The sequence below is a fragment of the Microbispora sp. NPDC049125 genome (genome assembly GCF_040802045.1).
Taxonomy (GTDB): domain Bacteria; phylum Actinomycetota; class Actinomycetes; order Streptosporangiales; family Streptosporangiaceae; genus Microbispora.
This window is the reverse complement of sequence record NZ_JBEZDW010000042.1, coordinates 25,412-42,634: the sequence shown is the minus strand read 5'-3', so window position 1 is coordinate 42,634 and position 17,223 is coordinate 25,412. Positions and strand designations below refer to the sequence as shown.

Genomic DNA, 17,223 nt, shown 5'->3' with positions numbered 1-17,223 from the left:
GATGGCGGCGAATTCTTGACTGGCGCTTTGTCAGAAGGCGTGCACCGGCTGTGGGGACGGGGTCCTGTGCCGCCGGACGTCCCGTGCCGGCTGGCCGGTGCCCACCGCCATCTTCTCGATCCGGAGCCGGTTGAGCGCGATGGCGAGGGACGTGCCCCAGACCAGGTGGCCGGCGACGAGGACGGCCTGCCTGCCGCGGCTGTCCCGCGAGGCGGGCGGGTAGGCGCCGACAGCCGGGGCCAGCCCCTGGTGGCCCAGGTACCACACGACCAGGCCGTACGCCGCGCCGATCGGAGCGGGCAGCCGCTGCCCGGCGGACAGCAGCCCCAGCACCGATCCGCAGCCCGCGCCGAACGCGTAGTGGGCGATCGTGCCGACGATGTTCTCACCCGGGACCGGCCGGGAGCTCCGGCCCGACATCACCGTCCTCGCCACCCGCCGTGGCGGCTTCTCCCGGATCAGCCCCGCCCTGTCGCCCGCCATCAGTACGGCGCTGTACACGGCCGTCGCGAGCGCGCCCCCGACGGCGCCGTTCACCACATTGCGCATCATGCTGATGGCTTTTCCCGCAAGGGCCGGTTCGTGTGCCCCCGGACTGCCCCGTTCTCGGTAAACAATCACAGCATGCCGTCTACCAGCGCAGATGCCCAGATTCGGCGCTCTCGGCGCACATCACAGGCACGCGGCCACTCGTCCAGGCGATCGCCGGCTACTCCCTGCGTCGTAGATCGACCCGGCGGGTGAACCCGGTGGGGTAGCGCGGGAGACGCCCGAGGTCGGACGCACCCGCCGCCCGGCAGGACGACGATGAGGCGACGTGAACCCAGGAGAAGCCACATGACGACAGCCCAAGTGACAAGCAACAAAGAGACGCTGAGCCGCTTCCACGACGCCGTCAACAGCGGCGACACGGAGATCATCTCCAAGACCATCGACGAGCTCGTCGAGCCGGACCTGCTGTTCCACGCTCCGGTGCCGACCGGCGCGACGGCGGTGCAGGCGCTGAAGTACGTGTGGGAGGTGCTCGTTCGCGCGTTCCCCGACATTCACGTGGCGGTCGAGGACGTGATCGCCGAAGGGGACAAGGTCGTCTGCAGCAACACGGTCACCGGGACGCACCAGGGCGAGTACCTGGGTCTCCCGCCGACCGGCAGATCCGTCACGTACCGCGAGATCTTCATCTTCCGCCTCGCGGGCGGCCGAATCGCCGAGATCTGGGGGGTCGTCGACCTCGCCTCGCTGATGCGGCAGCTCGGCATTCCCGGAGGCTTCCAGGTCCCCGGCGGCGGAGAACCCGGTGGCGGTGCATCGGCGACCGCGGGGGAAACCCCTCGATGAATGTGTTCCTGTGGATCGTGCAGGCGATCCTGGCCGCCCTGTTCGCCCTGTCGGGCCTGGTAAAGCTTCTCCAGCCGAAAGACGCGCTGACCGGCAGATATCCGTGGATGCTGGACTTCTCCCAGGCGGCCGTGCGGTTCATCGGCGTGGTGGAGCTGCTCGGCGCGATCGGGCTCGTCGCACCGGCCGCGACCGGAATCGCGCCCATCCTGACGCCGATCGCCGCGACCGGGCTGGCCGTCACGATGGCCTTGGCGGCAGGCACGCACATCCGCCGCAAAGAGCCGGCCGCGGTGGCGGTCACCGCCACCCTGTTCGTGATCATCGCGCTCCTCGCCTGGGCTCGATTCGGCCCCTACGGCTGGTGATCGCCCCAGGGCGGTGCGCCGGCGCCGCCAGGCGGCACGTCACCGGCTCCCGCGGTCCCCGCTGGACAGGTCATCTCGCCGTGGAGGCGACCTCGCCGAGCAGGCGCTCCCAGTCGGACAGGAACCGGTCCAGGCCGTAGCGGGCGAGCGCGGCGGCCCGCGCGGCCTTGCCGGTCTGCGCGGCCAGCTCGGGGTCGGCGGCGTACCGTTCGAGCGCCTTCATCAGCGTCGGCACCTTGGTCGACACGACCCCCGCCTCCGGCGGCACCGCCTCGACGGCCTCGGTGGTGGCGAGCGCCACCACCGGCATGCCGATCATCATGGCCTCGATGAGCGACAGGCCGAGCGAGGTCCACCGGTAGGGATGCAGGTAGACCCGGCGCCGGGCGAGAGCGGTGTGCATCTGCGCCTGCGGCAGGTCCTCGAACGTGCCGAGATGCCCGGCGAGGCCGAGCGTCGCGTCGAGGGCAGCGACCTTCATGCCGAACACGTCGAGCGGCGCCGCCGTCGCGAAGGCGGGCAGCAGGTCGGTCCCCGCGACCCGCCACCGGCGGACGGGCTCGTTGACGACGACGCCGGCCCGCGCCAGCTCCCCGGTGTAGACGTGGCCGGGGTCGAGCACCCCGTGCTCGATCACGTGGGTCGGGGCCTTCCCAGAGTCCCAGAACAGGTCGTTGAAGTGCGTGACGTGGACCAAGGGGATGTCGTCCCGGTCGGCCAGCGGGTGACGGGTCTTCGGCACGTCCCCCGCCGGCGTGTTGTGCTCGACGTAGACGCCCGGGACGCTCCGGCCGAGCCACTCGCGGGCCAGGTCGAGCTCGTGGGGCCGCTGGTAGACGACGACGTCGACGTGCTCGTCGCGCAACCGGTCGTGCGGGACCTCCACCACGCTTTCTGGCCACGGGTAGGTGCGGGCGCGCCCGCGCCCGTCTTCGCCGCGGTCGGGCGTGAGCGGCACCAGGTAGTCGTGCTCCCCCTGCACGAACGAGGTGGTCCACGAGCCGTGGACATGCCAGACCAGGATCCTCATCGCCTCATCGCTCCCCGTCCATCAAGTCGTCTTCCGCCTCAGGCGCCCCTCTCCCCGCGGGCGCCTCACCCCTCTGCCCGGATGGCGGCGAATTCATCCCCGCCGCCGGGCCGAAATCCCTCCAGTGCCATTTCCGCCGCGCGGCCTATGTCGGCGGCCACCTCGCAGGCCGCCGCCACCTCGGCGTGCCGCGTCACCGGGGTCGGCACGAGGATGCCCCGCGCTCCGGCGACCCGCGCCGCCTCCACGTCGCGGCCGATGTCGCCGATCACCACGCAGTCGGCCGGATCGACGCCGAGCGTGCGCGCCGCCCACAGCACCAGGCCGGGGGCGGGTTTGCGGCAGTAGCAGCCGTCCGCCTCGTCGTGCGGGCACACCGCCCACACGTCGAACGGGCCGAGCAGCTCCTCCACCCGGGCGTTCACCTCGCTGAGCGCCTCCTGGCTGATGAGGCCCTTGGCGATGCCGGACTGGTTGCTCACCACCCCCAGCGGCACGCCGGCCCGGCGGAGCCGGTCAAGCGCCTCACGGGCCCCCGGCACCGGCTCCACGAGGCTCGGGTCGCCGTTGTACGGAACGTCGTGGATCAGCGTTCCGTCGCGGTCGAACAGGACCGCGGCGGGCGGATGGGCATGCCGGTGAGGATGGGACACGTCGGCCTCCTGCGCGGCGTACTGGTGAATCGCCGAACGGCTACCCGGGCGTGGCGAGGGCAAACCCCGGGCATGACTACACAGAGTGACGATGGTTGTGTCCCTCTCCCGCTCACGTCGAGTTCTCCGCAAAGCGGCGTTTAGAAGCGCTTCTCTCGGTAACCAGACCCCCACTGCGCAACGGAGGTACACCGTGCGATTTTTAGGAATAAATGCGATATTCCATGATCCGTCCGCAGCGCTCGTGGTGGACGGCGAGATCGTCGCGGCCGCCGAAGAGGAGCGGTTCAGCCGCCGCAAGCACGGCAAGCGCCCGGTCCCGTTCTCCGCCTGGGAGCTGCCCGAGCTGGCGGCCGCGTGGTGCCTCGAACAGGCCGGCCTGCGCCCCGAGGACCTGGACGCCGTCGCCTACTCCTACGACCCCGAGCTGGTGCGGGCGGAGGACGTCCCCGCCGACCGGTGGGAGGAGCTGCGGACCACCTACGCCCGGCGGGCTCCGAACTTCCTCGCCACCGCGCTGCCCGGTCTCGACCCGGCCCAGGTCCGGTTCGTGCCGCACCACATCGCGCACGCGGCCTCCGCCGGGCTGGCCGCGCCGTACCGCGAGTCGGCCGTGCTCGTCTGCGACGGGCGCGGGGAGGCGGTCTCGCACCTGGCCGGGCACTACCGCGACGGCGAGCTGACGGTGCTGGCCAGCCAGGGCCTGCCGCACTCGCTCGGCCTGATGTACGAGGACCTCACCCAGCATCTCGGCTTCCTGCGGTCCAGCGACGAGTACAAGGTCATGGCCATGGCCTCCTACGGGGAGCCGCGCTTCCTCAAGGAGATGCGCGAGCTGATCTACCCCACCGGCGACGGGGGTTTCCGGGTCGAGCCGATCGACTGGAGCGCGTACGCCAAGGCCCTCGGGAAGGGCGAGCGGTGGACGGCCGACCACGCCGACCTGACGGCGAGCGTGCAGACCCGGCTGGAGGAGGTGCTGCTGGAGCTCGCGCGCTGGCTGCACGGGCGGACCGGGGCCCGCTTCCTGACCATGGCCGGGGGGGTCGCGCTGAACTGCGTGGCGAACACCCGGCTGCTGGCCGAGGGGCCCTTCGAGGACGTGTGGGTCCAGCCCGCCGCCGGCGACTCGGGCACCGCGCTCGGGGGCGCGCTGCACCTCGCTCAGGCCCACGGTGACCCGATCACCTCGATGCCGGGCGCCGATCTCGGCCGCCAGTGGTCCGACGAGGAGCTCGCCGCCTGGCTCGACGTGGCGCGGGTGCCGTACGAGCGGCCCGCCGACCTCGCCGCGACGGTCGCCGAGGAGCTCGCCGCCGACCGGATCGTCGCCTGGTTCCAGGGGCGCAGCGAGTACGGCCCGAGGGCGCTCGGCCGCCGCTCGCTGCTCGCGCACCCCGGCAAGCCCGGCAACACAGAACGGCTGAACGACGTGAAGGGCCGCGAGCAGTTCCGCCCCATCGCGCCGATGGTGCTGGCGGAGCGCGCCTCCCAGATCTTCGGAAGAGGGCCGATGCCGAGCCCCTACATGCTTTTCGTCCACGACGTGCGGCCCGAGTGGCGTGACCGGATCCCCGCCGTCGTGCACGTGGACGGCACGGCCCGGATCCAGACCGTCGAGAGCGGGCGCGACCCGCTGCTCGCCCGGCTCCTCGCCGAGTTCGAGGCCCGTACGGGCCTGCCCGTGGTGGTCAACACGAGCCTCAACACCGCGGGCCGTCCCATGGTCGACGACCCCAGGGACGCCCTGGAGTGCTTCGGCTCCTCGCCGGTGGACGTGCTCGTCCTCGGCCCGTACGTGGTGCGCAGAGGGGCGGTGTTCGCCGGATGACCAAGTCCCAGACCAGCCGGGCGACCAGCCGGACGACGGGCCCCGCGACCGGCCCCGCGACCGGCTCCGTGACGGGCTCCGCGACGGCTACGGCGCCGCCGGTGACCGTGGTGATCCCGACCATCGGGCGGCCGAGCCTGCACGAGACCCTGGCGGCGATCGGCCCCGGGCCCGACGTCCTGGTGGTCGACGACAGGCCCGGGCCCGCCGGGGCGCTGCCGCCGCTGCCCGTGCCGGACGGCGTCCGGGTGCTGCGCTCGGGCGGCCGGGGCCCGGCGGCGGCGCGCAACGTGGGCTGGCGGGCGGCCACGACGCCGTGGGTGGCCTTCGTGGACGACGACGTCGTCCCGATGCCCGGATGGGCGGACGCCCTGGCCGGCGACCTGGCCACGCTCCCGGCGGATGTGGGCGGCTGCCAGGGACGGCTGGAGGTGCCGCTGCCGGTGCACCGGTTGCCGACCGACGCCGAGCGCCACACGGCGGGCCTGGTGGTGTCCGAGTGGATCACCGCGGACATGGCCTACCGGCGCACGGCCCTGGAAGCGGCCGGCGGCTTCGACGAGCGGTTCCCCGGCGCCTACCGGGAGGACTGCGATCTCGCGCTGCGCGTCGAGGCCTCCGGATTCTCGCTCGTCAAGGGGGAACGCCTGGTCAGGCACCCCGTCCGCGACGACGGCTTCTGGGCGAGTGTGCACCACCAGCGGGGCAACGCCTCCGACGCGCTGATGCGGCGGGTGCACGGCCCCGGCTGGCGTGCCGCCACCGGCGGCCGGCCCGGCCGCCTGAAGATCCACGCGCTGACCACGGGCATGGGCCTGCTGGCCGCCGGGCTCGCCGGGGCGGCCTCCGTCCAGGCCGCCCGCAATCGTCCGGCCTCCCGGACGGCCGGCGCCGCGAAGGCGGCGGGCCTCGCCTGGCTGGGCCTCACCGCGCAGTTCGCCTGGTCGCGGATCGCGCCGGGACCCCGCACTCCGGAGGAGGTCATGCGGATGGTGGTGACGAGCGCCGTCATCCCGCCGGTGGCCTGTGCGCACCGGCTGAGGGGAGAGCTGGCAGCGCGGAGAGGGGGAGGCTCGTGATCGGGACCGCGCTCGTCGTGCGGCCCGACAACGCCGGTGACGTGCTGCTCGCCGGGCCCGCCGTGCGCGCCGTCGCCGCCGGGGCGCGCGAGGTGGTCATGCTCGCCGGGCCGTACGGCAGGGCGGCCGCCGAGCTCCTCCCCGGCGTGGACCGGGTGCTGGAGTGGCGCGCGCCCTGGATCGATCCCGGCCACGTGCCCGTCACCGGCGCCGACACCCAGCGGCTGATCGACGAGGTCCGGCGGATCGCGCCGGAGACGGCGCTGATATTCACGTCGTTCCATCAGTCGGCGCTGCCGATGGCGCTGCTGCTCCGGCTGGTCGGCGTCCCGGTGATCGCCGCGATCAGCGAGGACTACCCCGGCTCCCTGCTCGACGTACGCCACGTGGTGGACGAGAGCGTGGACGTGCCCGAGGCGGAGCGCATGCTCGGCCTGGCCAGGGCGGCCGGGTTCGAGCTGCCGCCGGGCGACGACGGGGCGCTCGCCGTGCGGGAGCCGCTGCCCGACGTGGAGCGGCTCACCGGCCCGCCCGGCTACGTGGTGGTGCACCCCGGGACGACCGCGCCCGCCCGATCCTGGCCCCTGGAACGCTGGGCGGAGGCCGTCCAGGAGCTGGTGGCGGCGGGGGAGCGGGTCGTCGTGACCGGCAGTCCCGGCGAGCGCGCGCTCACGGCCCTCGTCGCGGGCCCGGAAGCGGCCGACATCGGCGGCGCCACCTCGCTGGCCGAGCTCGCCGCCGTGCTGGCCGGCGCGTCGTCGGTGGTCGTGGCCAACACCGGCCCCGCGCACCTGGCCGCCGCCGTCGGCACCCCGGTGGTCAGCCTGTTCGCGCCCGTCGTCCCGGCCGCCCGGTGGGCGCCGTACCGAGTGCCGTCGGTGCTGCTGGGCGACCAGCACGCCCCCTGCGGCGGGACCCGGGCGCGTGTCTGCCCGGTGCCCGGACACCCGTGCCTCTCGTCGGTCCGTGGCGAACAGGTCGCCGAGGCGGTCCGCCGCCTGGCGGCCGTGAAGGAGAGGGTGCCATGAGGATCGCCCTGATATCGGAGCACGCCAGCCCGCTGGCGGCTCTCGGCGGCGTCGACGCCGGCGGGCAGAACGTGCACGTCGCCGCGCTCGCCGCGGCCCTCGCCGCGCGGGGCAACGACGTGACGGTCCACACGCGCAGGACCTCGCCGGACCAGCCGGACGTGGTGCCGGTGGCGCCCGGCGTGACGGTGGAGCACGTGCCCGCCGGGCCGCCGGAGCCGGTCCCCAAGGACGAGCTCCTGCCGTACATGCCGGAGTTCGCCGACCACCTGGCCGGCCGATGGCGGGCCGAGCCTCCCCACGTCGCGCACGCCCACTTCTGGATGAGCGGGCTGGCCGCGCTCACGGCGGCCGACGACCTCGGCGTCCCGGTCGCGCAGACGTTCCACGCGCTCGGCACGGTCAAGCGGCGCTGGCAGGGCGACGCCGACACCAGCCCGCCGGACCGGATCGCCATCGAGCGCGATGTCGGCCGGCGCGCCCTCGCGGTGATCGCGACCTGCGGCGACGAGGTCAAGGAGCTGCTGGCGATGGGCGTGCCGGACGAGCGGATCGCCGTCGTGCCGTGCGGCGTGGACCTCGAACTGTTCCGCCCGGACGGCCCGGTGGCCCCGCGCGGCGGACGGCCCCGCGTGCTGAGCATCGGCCGCATGGTCCCCCGCAAGGGGGTGGACACCGTCGTCAGCGCGATGCGGCTGGTCCCCGGGGCCGAGCTGGTCATCGCGGGCGGAACGGACGGGGACGAGGAGCCGGAGCGGCTGCGTGCGCTGGCCGGCGCGTTCGGCCTGACCGACCGGGTCCGGCTCATCGGCAGCGTCGGCCGGGCGGAGGTGCCCGCGCTGATGCGCTCGGCGGACGTGCTCGCGACCGTGCCCTGGTACGAGCCGTTCGGCATGGTGACACTCGAGGCCCTCGCCTGCGGTGTTCCCGTGGTGGCGTCGAGCGTCGGCGGCCACCTCGACACCGTCGCGGGCTGCGGGGTGCTGGTGCCGCCGCGCAAGCCGCGCGCCCTGTCACGAGCGTTGTGCGACCTGCTGGACCGGCCCGAGCTGCGCGCCGCGCTTTCCGCGGCCGGGGTGCGGCGGGCCCGATCGCGGTACGGCTGGCCGCTGGTCGCCGCCCAGACCGAGTCCGTGTACCGCGACATGGTCGGCGAACGCCTGGACGGCGTCGCCGCCGCGGGAGGTTGAGCGATGCATCCTCACCTGGCCCGGCTGAGCACCGCGCTGACCGCGGTGGACCCGGAGACACCCAAGATCAACGCGTGGGGCCTCAAGCTCGCCGCAGTGCTGTCCGGCGGAGGCCGCCTGCTGGCGTGCGGCAACGGCGGCTCGGCGGCCGAGGCCCAGCATCTGACGGCGGAGCTGGTCGGGCGGTACAAGGTCGACCGGCGGGCGTACGCGGCGATCCCGCTGCACGCCGACACCTCGACCCTGACCGCGATCGGCAACGACTTCGGCATGACCGAGCTGTACGCGCGGCAGGTGCGGGCGCACGGCCGGCCGGGGGACGTGCTGGTCTGCCTGTCGACGAGCGGCTCCAGCCCCAACGTGACGGGGGCGGCGGAGGCCGCGCGTGACTGCGGCCTGACGACGTGGGCGCTGACGGGGCCCGCTCCCAACCCGCTCGCGGAGTTGTGCGACGAGGCGATCGCCGTTCCGGTCGGCGACACGGCGACGATCCAGGAGGTGCACCTCACCGTGATCCACATGCTGTGTGACGTGATCGAGAAGGCCTGCACGTGAGGAGGACCGGCCGGTTGACACGTGGGTGCTGTCACGAGCGTGGTGAGCGGGCCCGGGCGCGGCGGCGCGCCGTCGGGCACGTCGGTGGGCACGGTGGCGGGCACGGTGGCGGGCACGGTGGCGGGCACGTCGGCGTCGCGAACCCGCCGGTGAAGGAGGCCGCATGAGCCGGCTCAACGGTCGTGGAGAGCGAGCCGGGAGACCGGGCGCGGGCCCGCTCGTCATCGTCGGGGACTCGCTGCTCGACGTCGACGTCGACGGGGACTCCAACCGCCTGTGCCCGGACGCCCCCGTGCCCGTCGTCGAGAGCCGGGCCGAGCGCCACCGCCCGGGAGGGGCCGGCCTGGCGGCGCTGCTCGCCGCCCGCGACGGCGCCCGGGTCGTGCTGGTGACCGCCATCGGCGACGACCCGTCCGGCCGCCGTCTCGAAAGCCTTCTCGGAGCGTCGGTCGAGATCGTCCGGCTGCCGCTGCGCGGGACCACCGTGCGCAAGACACGTATCCGCGCGCGGGGACAGACCCTGCTGAGGGTCGACACCGGCGACGGCCGGCCCGAGGCCGGTCACGGCATCTCCGCCGGAGGCTCCGACGCCGGCAGGGCTGTTGGCGGGGCCGCTCCAAAGGCCGCTGACAGGGCCGCTCAAAGGGCCGCGGCCGCTCTGCGGAGCGCGAGCGCCGTCCTGGTGGCCGACTACGGCGGCGGCGTGGCCGAGCTTCACCGGGACGTCCTGCGCGGCCTCCGGGTCCCGATCGTCTGGGACCCCCACCCCAGGGGCCCCCTGCCCATGCCGGGGTGCGCTCTCGTCACGCCGAGCGAGGCCGAGGCGCGGGGGCTGAGCGGCCTGCCGTCCGCGGAGCCCGACCGGGTGGCCCGCCGCCTGGTGCGGGACCTCGACGTCGAAGCGGTGGCGATCACGCTGGGGGAGCGGGGAGCGGTGCTGGCGCGCCGGGGCGGCCGGCTGGTCCCCATCCCGCCTCCCGCCGTCAGCGTCGGCACGGACCCCTGCGGCGCCGGCGACAGGTTCGCGGCCGCGGCGGCGGCCGCCCTGGCGGACGGGGCCTCCACCGAGGACGCCGTCGCCCGGGCGGTCGGCGAGGCCACCCGCTTCGTCGAGGCGGGGGGCGCCGCGGCGCTGCGCCTGCCCGGTTCCGCCGCCGAGGCGCCCGCGTCCTTCGGCCCTGCGCCGTTCGGCCTTGCGTCGTTCGGCCCTGCGTCGTCTGGTCCTGCGCCGTCTGGTCCTGCGTCGTTCGATCCCGCGTCGTTCGATCCAGGGGCGTTCGATCCCGGGGCGTCGGCCTTCGAGGTCGCCGCCGCCGTCCGCGCGGCGGGCGGACGGCTCATCGCCACCGGCGGCTGCTTCGACCTGCTGCACGCCGGTCACGTCAGCCTCCTGCGCCGGGCGAGGTCACTCGGCGACGCGCTCGTCGTGTGCCTCAACTCCGACGACTCGATCCGGCGGCTGAAGGGGCCGAGCCGCCCCCTCGTCGGCGAGCGCGACCGGGTGGAGATCCTGCGGGCGCTGGCCTGCGTGGACGCGGTGGCGGTCTTCGAGGAGGACACGCCGTCGGACGTCATCGGACGCCTCTGCCCCGACGTGTGGGTCAAAGGCGGCGACTACACCGAGCGGTCCATGCCCGAGGCCGAGGCCGTACGGCGGGTAGGCGGGGAGGTCGTGATCCTCCCCACCGTGCCCGGTCACTCCACGACCGGCCTGATCGCCGCCGCTCAGGCGGCCTCCTGACCGACTCCCGGCGGGCCGCGCGGCCCGCCCACAGAAAGGGACATATCGATGGTGGGAAACATATTGATCACCGGAGGGGCGTCCGGCCTCGGCCGGGCGACCGCCGCCGCGGTCGCGAAGGCGGGCGGACGGCCACTCGTGGTCGACCTCGCGGCGCCCGACGGCGACGTGGACCACGTCCGCGCCGACCTGTCCGACCGGGAGCAGGCCGAGCGTGCCGTACGTGAGCTGGCCGAGCGTGCGGGCGGGCTGGACGGCGTGGTCACCGCGGCGGGCATCGACGCCTGCGGGCGGCTGGAGGACGTACCGGCGGAGAAGTGGGAACGGGTGCTCCAGGTCAACCTGCTGGGAACCGCCTCGGTGGTCCGGGCGGCCCTGCCGTACCTGCGCCGCTCCGGGGGCAAGGTCGTGACCGTCGCGTCCACGCTGGGGATCAAGGCGGTGAGCGACGCGACGGCGTACTGCGCCGCGAAGTTCGGCGTGGTGGGCTTCACCCGCGCCCTCGCCGCCGAGCTGGCCGGTGAGGTGGGGGTGACGCTGCTCATCCCCGGCGGCATGCACACCAGCTTCTTCGACGACCGCGACGAGCAGTACAAGCCCGGCCCCGACGCGCGGCTCAACCAGCCCGAGGACGTCGCCGCCACGATCCTTTTCGCGCTCGGTCAGCCGCGCGGGTGCGAGGTGAAAGAGCTCGTCGTCTGCTCCTCCACGGAGACGTCGTGGCCGTAGAAGTGGCTGGAGAACAGGAGGGGGACGGGCGGCCGGTGCTGCTCGCCTTACGCGGGCTCGGGCTCGGCGACCTGCTCACGGCGGTCCCCGCGCTGCGGGCCCTGCGCCGGGCCTACCCCGGGCATCGCATCGTGCTCGCCACGCCCGCCTACCTCGGCACGCTGCTGCCCCTGATCGGCGGCGTCGACGAGCTGCTCGACGTGTCGGGCCCGGGACCGGTGCCCTTCACGGCCCCGGACATCGCGGTCAACCTGCACGGGAGCGGGCCGGAGAGCATCATGGCGTTACGCCGCACCCGGCCGGGGCGGCTGCTCAGCCACGCCCATCCCGGCGTCCCGGCGGTCGACGGCCCCCCTTGGCGCGCGGAGTCGCACGAGGTGCGGCGGTGGTGCTCCCTGCTCGACTGGTACGGCATCGCCGCCGATCCGGACGACCTGGCCCTGCGCGACCCCGGCCCCAGCCCGCTCCACGGCGGCGAGGTGATCCTCCACCCGGGGGCGTCGGCGTACGCCAGGCAGTGGCCGCCGGACAGGTTCGCCAAGGTCGCGGCCGAGCTGGCCGGGCTCGGCCACCGGGTGGTGGTCACCGGCGGCATCGACGAGACGGCCCTGGCCAGGCAGGTGGCCGCCCTCGCAGGCCTGCCGGACGACGCCGTGGTGGCGGGCCGTACAAGCCTGCCGGAGCTGGCCGCGCTGGTCGGCCACGCGGCACTGGTGATCTGCGGGGACACCGGCATCTCGCACGTGGCCACGGCGACGGGCACCCCCTCGGTGATCCTCTACGGGCCCGTGGCGCCCGCGCTGTGGGGGCCGCCCCCCGGCCGCCCGCACGTGCCTCTCTGGGCGGGGCGGACGGGTGATCCGCACGCGGACAGCCCCGCGCCGGGCCTGCTGGAGATCGGTGTGACCGAAGTCCTCGACGCCGTACACGGACTGCTGGAGGTGGGTGTGTGATGAACGGTGCCCGTGTGGTGGTGACCGGCGGGGCCGGCTTCCTCGGCTCCTATCTGTGCGAACGGCTCCTGGAGCGGGGCGCCGCCGTGGTGTGCATGGACAACTTCCTGACGGGGTCGCCCCGCAACGTGGAGCACCTCATGGGCCGGCCGGCGTTCCGGCTGGTCGAGTGCGACCTCACCGGGTTCGTCCACGTGACCGGCGGCGTCGACCTGGTGCTGCACTTCGCCTCCGCCGCGTCCCCGGCCGACTACCTGCGCCACCCGATCGAGACGCTCAAGGTGGGCAGCCTCGGCACGCTGCACGCGCTCGGGCTCGCCACCGAGAAGGGCGCCAGGTTCGTCCTGGCCTCCACCAGCGAGGTGTACGGCGACCCGCTGGAGCACCCTCAGAAGGAGACGTACTGGGGCAACGTCAACCCCGTCGGCCCGCGCAGCGTGTACGACGAGGCCAAGCGGTTCGCGGAGTCGCTGACCACGGCCTACCGCAACTCGCGCGGCGCCGACACGGGCATCGCGCGGATCTTCAACACCTACGGCCCCCGGATGCGGCCGCACGACGGCAGGGCGATCCCCACGTTCATCCGGCAGGCGCTGACCGGCGAGCCGATCACCGTGACCGGTGACGGCGGCCAGACCAGGTCGATCTGCTACGTGGACGACACGGTGGAAGGCATCCTCGCGCTCGCGGCCGGCGACTTCGCCGGGCCGGTCAACATCGGCAACCCGGCGGAGATGTCGATGACCGAGCTGGCGGAGATGATCCGCGACCTCACGGGCTCCTCGTCGCCGATCCGGTACGTCGAACGGCCGGTGGACGACCCGGCCGTGCGGCGGCCGGACACCACGCTCGCCGAGTCGCGGCTGGGCTGGCGTCCCCGGGTCGACCCGGCGACCGGCCTGCGCCGCACCATCGAGTGGCTGGCGGAGGAGCTCCGCTCGCCCTACCCCGCCGTCGCCTCGTGACCCGCACGCGCTCCACTGCTTTGCGCCGCGATTCGCGCGAAGAAGTTCACGATTTGATCCAGTCGGTCGACGTAGTGAGCGAACGCTTTGCCGAAGTCGGGGTCAGGGGCGGCCGACAGTAGACGTTGATCCAGTCAGCGTCGGGCACATGCTCGGCGGTCATCCCGCATCGAACTGCGGCCGGTACCAGGGCGGCTGTACCCCGAACCCGCTTACTACTTGAGGTCTGAGGCGGCTGGACGGGCAGCGGTCTCGCCGGTAGCCGTGGGTCTCTTTGGATCGCTCATGTCAGAACGTGTTCTGATGTACCCTGATGGTGTGAGCACTGGCCATGCCGACGCAGTGACCTTCTCTGACTTGTCGAGAAATCCCCGGGCGGTCGCCGAGCGCGCGGCACGCCTGGGACGCGTGCGTGTCACCCATCGCGATGCTCCAGATTTCTACCTGACGGCAGCGGACCGTGAAGAGGAGCGCGAACAGTCGTTCACCACCGCGTCCCGGCTGTTCCTTGCCTTGATCAAGCATGATCCCACTGCGCGTGCGCTGGTAATAGCGATGCCGGAGGTCTTCCCTTGGGTCCGCCACCTATCTTCTGACGAACTGCGTGCCTTCACCCTGGAACTGGTCGAAGCGCTCTCCGATGCGGCGGAGCTGGAGGTCGATGCCACCACGCAGGAAGTCATCGCCGGCTGGCGAGCCACTGCCAGGATCAAGGCCCACCCTGCGCACTACGCCGAGGCTCGTAAGCCCACAAACGGCGACTTCGGGCCGGTGCAGGTTTCGGCATGAGCCCGAAGCGTGGAGATCGGGTTACGGTGCCACCACCGGATGGCGAGTGGGATATCCGGTTTGGCGCCAGCGAAGCGGTCAGGGGCTGGGAAGAACTGTGCCGTCATGCCTTGGCCAATACGCGCCGATGCTTCGAGGCGCTGCGGGTTGATCCCCGTTCACGCTCGAACCGCGACCGTCAGCATCGCCTACGCGGCGATCTCGCGACTCATCGTCACAACGGCGAGGATTTGGAGCAGTGGGAATTCGAGGTCACCAGCGGCGGGCGTGTCCGCTATGCCATCGATGATGTCACTCGCACTGTCTGGGTAATCTATGCGTCGCCTCGGCACCCCAAAGACACCGAATAGCCGGCGACAGCTGCACGAAGACAAGTGTTGCTACCAGTAGTACGAAAACCCCAGGAGGCGCCGGCCCGTGGGGAGGACGAGTGGCTTCGGGCTCACGTGGAGGACTCTCTCGCCTTTTGGGGACGCTTGATGTGCTTCTCCGAGGGGCGGCGAGCATGGGCGGGATCGGGTGGCCAGTTCGTCGAGATGCGCTTTAAGGACCTCGACGCAGCCTTGCGGGCTGGGTATGCCCAGGTGCAACACCGTGTTGAGGCTGAGTCCGTCCAGCAATGAGCTCAAGCGCCGGGGCGGAATCGACCGGGTCGGCTGTTCGGTGGATGCCGAAGCGCCGCCCGTCGGGGATGCTCGGCGCGTGATCTCCTTGGCTACGCTGAGCGTCATGGCATCGGTTCCCGTCGGTGACAGCGCCGTCGACGCGCTCCGGTGGTGAACGGCGCCCGCGCCGGCGTCTCGCGGTGGGATCGCGCGAGGTCGGCCGTGCCGTACCTGTTCATCCTCTTTCCGGCGGTCTTCGCCCTATCGCGCGACTGGCGGCCGGAGGTGCTGGCTCTGGCGTCGCTCGCAGGAGCCCTGCACTGGCTCGTGGTCATGTCGGGTCCCGGCCGGATCACGCGACCGCTGACCGCGATCGGCTACTTCGCCGTGATGCTGGTCATCGTGGGGGCACTGGTCAGGATCGACCCGCTTTTCACCGTGGCAGGCGTGGGAGCGTTCATACAGGCCTTCGCCCTGCTGCCGGGATGGTGGGCGTACGGTGGGGTGGTCGCGACGGCCGGTGTGCTCGTCGCCGCCCCCTCCGGGCTCGGGCGGACTCCCGGCGAGAAGCTCTACTCCTTCCTCATCGCCGTGCTGGTCGCCTCGGCGAGCGGCCTTTTCATGCGGCGGATCTCCGACCAGAACGAGCAACGCAAGGTGATGATCGTGCAGTTGCGGGCGACCGGCGCCAGACTGGCCGCGCTCGCCGAGGAGAACGCCGACCTGCAGGCCGAACTGCTGATCCGCGCCCGTGAGGCCGGCGTGCTGGGGGAACGGCAGCGGATGGCCCGGGAGATCCACGACACCATCGCGCAGGATCTGATCGCCATCCTCACCCAGCTCGAAATCGCCGACAGCGTGAGCGACGACGCGGCCGCCGCCCGCGCGCGCATGGAAACGGTGCGTTCGCTGGCCAGGCAGGGCCTGAACGAAGCTCGCCGTTCGGTCCGTGCGTTGCGCCCGGCGCCGCTCGACGACGCCCAGCTCGCCACCGCCCTCCGCGACGTCGCCGCGAAATGGGCGCAGACCACCGGCGTGTCCGCCTCGGTGACCGTCACCGGCGATCCGCTGCCGCTGCACACGGAGGTGGAGATCACCTTGCTGCGGGTGGCGCAGGAGGCGCTGGCCAACGCCGGCAAGCACGCCTCGGCCACCCGGGTCGCCCTCACCCTGTCGTACATGGAGGACGTCGTGGTGCTGGACGTGCGCGACGACGGGGCCGGTTTCACCTCCGGGGCGACTCCCTCGGCCGCGGGCGAGGGCGGCTTCGGCCTCATCGCGATGCGTCAGCGCGTCACACGGCTGGCGGGGAGCTTCGCGGTCGAGTCGGCGCCCGGCCAGGGCGCGGTGATCTCCGCCACGGTCCCGGCCATTCCCCCCGACCCGGACACGGAGTCGCCAGGCCCCTCCGCCGACGCGGTGTGAGACACACGCGCCGCGATGCCGGCTTCCGGCGAATCCATGACGCCGGCGTGCCGGGGAGCCCGCCACGCCGCCGGCCTCGCGGAGCGTCACGCGGAGTCCTTCACCGCCGTCCATCCACCGTCGACCACAAGGCACGCGCCGGTGACGTACGAGCTCTCCTCGCAGGCGAGGAAGGTCACGGCGGCGGCCACCTCGTCGGGCCGGCCGAACCGCGCCGCCGCGGTGGCGGCCGCGCTGCGGCGGCGGTCCTCCTCGCCGATGCCGTCCCAGGCGGGGGTGAGGATCGGCCCGGGAAGCACGGTGTTGACCCGCACCTCCGGGCCGTACTCCACGGCCAGCTGACGGCCGAGCGACACGAGGCCGCCCTTGGCGGCGGCGTAGGCCGGATGCAGGGGGATGCCTACCAGAGCGTGTACGGACGAGCTCAGCACGACGGCGCCCCGGTTCTCCCTCAGGAGCCCGAGGCACGCCTTGACGCCCAGATACGTCGCCGTCAAGTTGACCGCGAGCTGCCGGTCCCAATCGTCTTCGGCCATCTCGTGGGCGGGAGCCCTGACCACCACGCTGGCGTTGCTGTGGAGCACGTCCAGCCGTCCGAACTCGGCTCGCGCCACGTCCGCGATCCGCCGCCAGGTCGCGGCGTCGGCGACGTCACCGGTGATCGCCAGCACTTCCGGCCGGTCGGCGGCCTGGCCGGCCACGTCCACCGCGATCACCCGGGCCCCCTCGGCGAGGAACCGCTCCACCACCGCTGCACCGATGCCGGAAGCCGCGCCGGTCACCACGGCCACCTTCCCGGACAGCAAACCTCGCCCCATCATCCCCGCCTTATCGATATTTGAGTGATATGTCCGGTCGGTCATCGTCGTCAGTCAACACGTGCGCGGGCTCGTGCGGAATGGTGGATGCTGGAGATCACCTGGACGTTCCGACGGCATGCCATA

General features: G+C 72.9%; 19 protein-coding genes. 15 read left to right on the top strand and 4 right to left on the bottom strand.

The genetic code is table 11. The features are described 5' to 3' along the window. Positions 1-30: 30 nt before the first annotated feature. Complete coding sequence (locus AB0B72_RS33980; RefSeq protein WP_367743474.1) at positions 31-552, bottom strand: DUF6789 family protein; 522 nt, start codon at positions 550-552, stop codon at positions 31-33. Positions 553-837: 285 nt separating this feature from the next. Between AB0B72_RS33980 and AB0B72_RS33975 the strand changes: the two genes are divergently transcribed. Beyond that, complete coding sequence (locus AB0B72_RS33975; protein WP_367743472.1) at positions 838-1,338, top strand: ester cyclase; 501 nt, start codon at positions 838-840, stop codon at positions 1,336-1,338. Further along, positions 1,335-1,706: a DoxX family protein gene (locus tag AB0B72_RS33970; RefSeq protein WP_367743471.1), complete on the top strand. Its 372-nt coding sequence runs from the start codon at positions 1,335-1,337 to the stop codon at positions 1,704-1,706. The genes AB0B72_RS33975 and AB0B72_RS33970 overlap by 4 nt, the downstream gene beginning before the upstream one ends. A gap of 70 nt (positions 1,707-1,776) precedes the next feature. On the opposite strand, the gene AB0B72_RS33965 is transcribed toward AB0B72_RS33970, so the two are convergent. Both AB0B72_RS33965 and AB0B72_RS33960 read right to left on the bottom strand, forming a co-directional pair. After that, positions 1,777-2,736 carry a glycosyltransferase gene (locus tag AB0B72_RS33965; RefSeq protein ID WP_367743470.1) on the bottom strand — a complete coding sequence of 320 codons (960 nt, stop codon included), beginning with the start codon at positions 2,734-2,736 and terminating at the stop codon, positions 1,777-1,779. Positions 2,737-2,801: 65 nt separating this feature from the next. Further along, entirely contained in the window at positions 2,802-3,389 is a 588-nt protein-coding gene (locus AB0B72_RS33960; RefSeq protein WP_367743468.1) for a D-glycero-alpha-D-manno-heptose-1,7-bisphosphate 7-phosphatase, read from the bottom strand. 193 nt (positions 3,390-3,582) lie between these two features. Here AB0B72_RS33960 and AB0B72_RS33955 point away from each other — a divergent pair, with 193 nt between their 5' ends. The 13 genes from AB0B72_RS33955 (at position 3,583) to AB0B72_RS33895 (ending at position 16,279) form a co-directional block, all read left to right on the top strand. Further along, positions 3,583-5,220, top strand: a complete 1,638-nt coding sequence (locus AB0B72_RS33955) for a carbamoyltransferase (protein WP_367743467.1) — start codon at positions 3,583-3,585, stop codon at positions 5,218-5,220. Continuing rightward, complete coding sequence (locus tag AB0B72_RS33950) at positions 5,217-6,299, top strand: glycosyltransferase family 2 protein (RefSeq protein WP_367743466.1); 1,083 nt, start codon at positions 5,217-5,219, stop codon at positions 6,297-6,299. The genes AB0B72_RS33955 and AB0B72_RS33950 overlap by 4 nt, the downstream gene beginning before the upstream one ends. Beyond that, a complete protein-coding gene (locus tag AB0B72_RS33945) occupies positions 6,296-7,327 on the top strand; it encodes a glycosyltransferase family 9 protein (protein WP_367743465.1) in 1,032 nt (343 codons plus the stop codon). Before AB0B72_RS33950 ends, AB0B72_RS33945 begins: the two co-directional genes overlap by 4 nt. After that, the gene (locus tag AB0B72_RS33940; protein WP_367743464.1) at positions 7,324-8,517 is read left to right on the top strand and encodes a glycosyltransferase; all 1,194 of its coding nucleotides are present in this window, start codon (positions 7,324-7,326) and stop codon (positions 8,515-8,517) included. The genes AB0B72_RS33945 and AB0B72_RS33940 overlap by 4 nt, the downstream gene beginning before the upstream one ends. Positions 8,518-8,520: 3 nt before the next feature. Continuing rightward, positions 8,521-9,072 (top strand): SIS domain-containing protein, encoded by a 552-nt coding sequence (locus AB0B72_RS33935; protein WP_367743463.1) that lies wholly within the window; start codon positions 8,521-8,523, stop codon positions 9,070-9,072. A gap of 21 nt (positions 9,073-9,093) precedes the next feature. Beyond that, entirely contained in the window at positions 9,094-9,225 is a 132-nt protein-coding gene (locus AB0B72_RS33930) for a hypothetical protein (RefSeq protein ID WP_367743461.1), read from the top strand. Between the two features lie 10 nt (positions 9,226-9,235). After that, complete coding sequence (locus AB0B72_RS33925; protein WP_367743460.1) at positions 9,236-10,813, top strand: PfkB family carbohydrate kinase; 1,578 nt, start codon at positions 9,236-9,238, stop codon at positions 10,811-10,813. Between the two features lie 42 nt (positions 10,814-10,855). Beyond that, entirely contained in the window at positions 10,856-11,542 is a 687-nt protein-coding gene (locus tag AB0B72_RS33920) for an SDR family oxidoreductase (protein ID WP_367743504.1), read from the top strand. Next, entirely contained in the window at positions 11,533-12,495 is a 963-nt protein-coding gene (locus AB0B72_RS33915) for a glycosyltransferase family 9 protein (RefSeq protein ID WP_367743459.1), read from the top strand. Before AB0B72_RS33920 ends, AB0B72_RS33915 begins: the two co-directional genes overlap by 10 nt. Beyond that, a complete protein-coding gene (locus AB0B72_RS33910; RefSeq protein WP_367743457.1) occupies positions 12,495-13,460 on the top strand; it encodes a UDP-glucuronic acid decarboxylase family protein in 966 nt (321 codons plus the stop codon). The genes AB0B72_RS33915 and AB0B72_RS33910 overlap by 1 nt, the downstream gene beginning before the upstream one ends. Before the next feature lie 318 nt (positions 13,461-13,778). Next, the gene (locus tag AB0B72_RS33905) at positions 13,779-14,249 is read left to right on the top strand and encodes a hypothetical protein (RefSeq protein ID WP_367743456.1); all 471 of its coding nucleotides are present in this window, start codon (positions 13,779-13,781) and stop codon (positions 14,247-14,249) included. Then, positions 14,246-14,599, top strand: a complete 354-nt coding sequence (locus AB0B72_RS33900; protein WP_367743455.1) for a hypothetical protein — start codon at positions 14,246-14,248, stop codon at positions 14,597-14,599. The genes AB0B72_RS33905 and AB0B72_RS33900 overlap by 4 nt, the downstream gene beginning before the upstream one ends. 426 nt (positions 14,600-15,025) lie before the next feature. Continuing rightward, positions 15,026-16,279, top strand: a complete 1,254-nt coding sequence (locus AB0B72_RS33895; RefSeq protein ID WP_367743453.1) for a histidine kinase — start codon at positions 15,026-15,028, stop codon at positions 16,277-16,279. An 86-nt stretch (positions 16,280-16,365) separates the two neighbouring features. Here the strand turns inward: AB0B72_RS33895 and AB0B72_RS33890 are convergent, their stop codons facing one another. Continuing rightward, entirely contained in the window at positions 16,366-17,061 is a 696-nt protein-coding gene (locus AB0B72_RS33890) for an SDR family NAD(P)-dependent oxidoreductase (RefSeq protein WP_367743451.1), read from the bottom strand. Between the last annotated feature and the right edge of the window lie 162 nt (positions 17,062-17,223).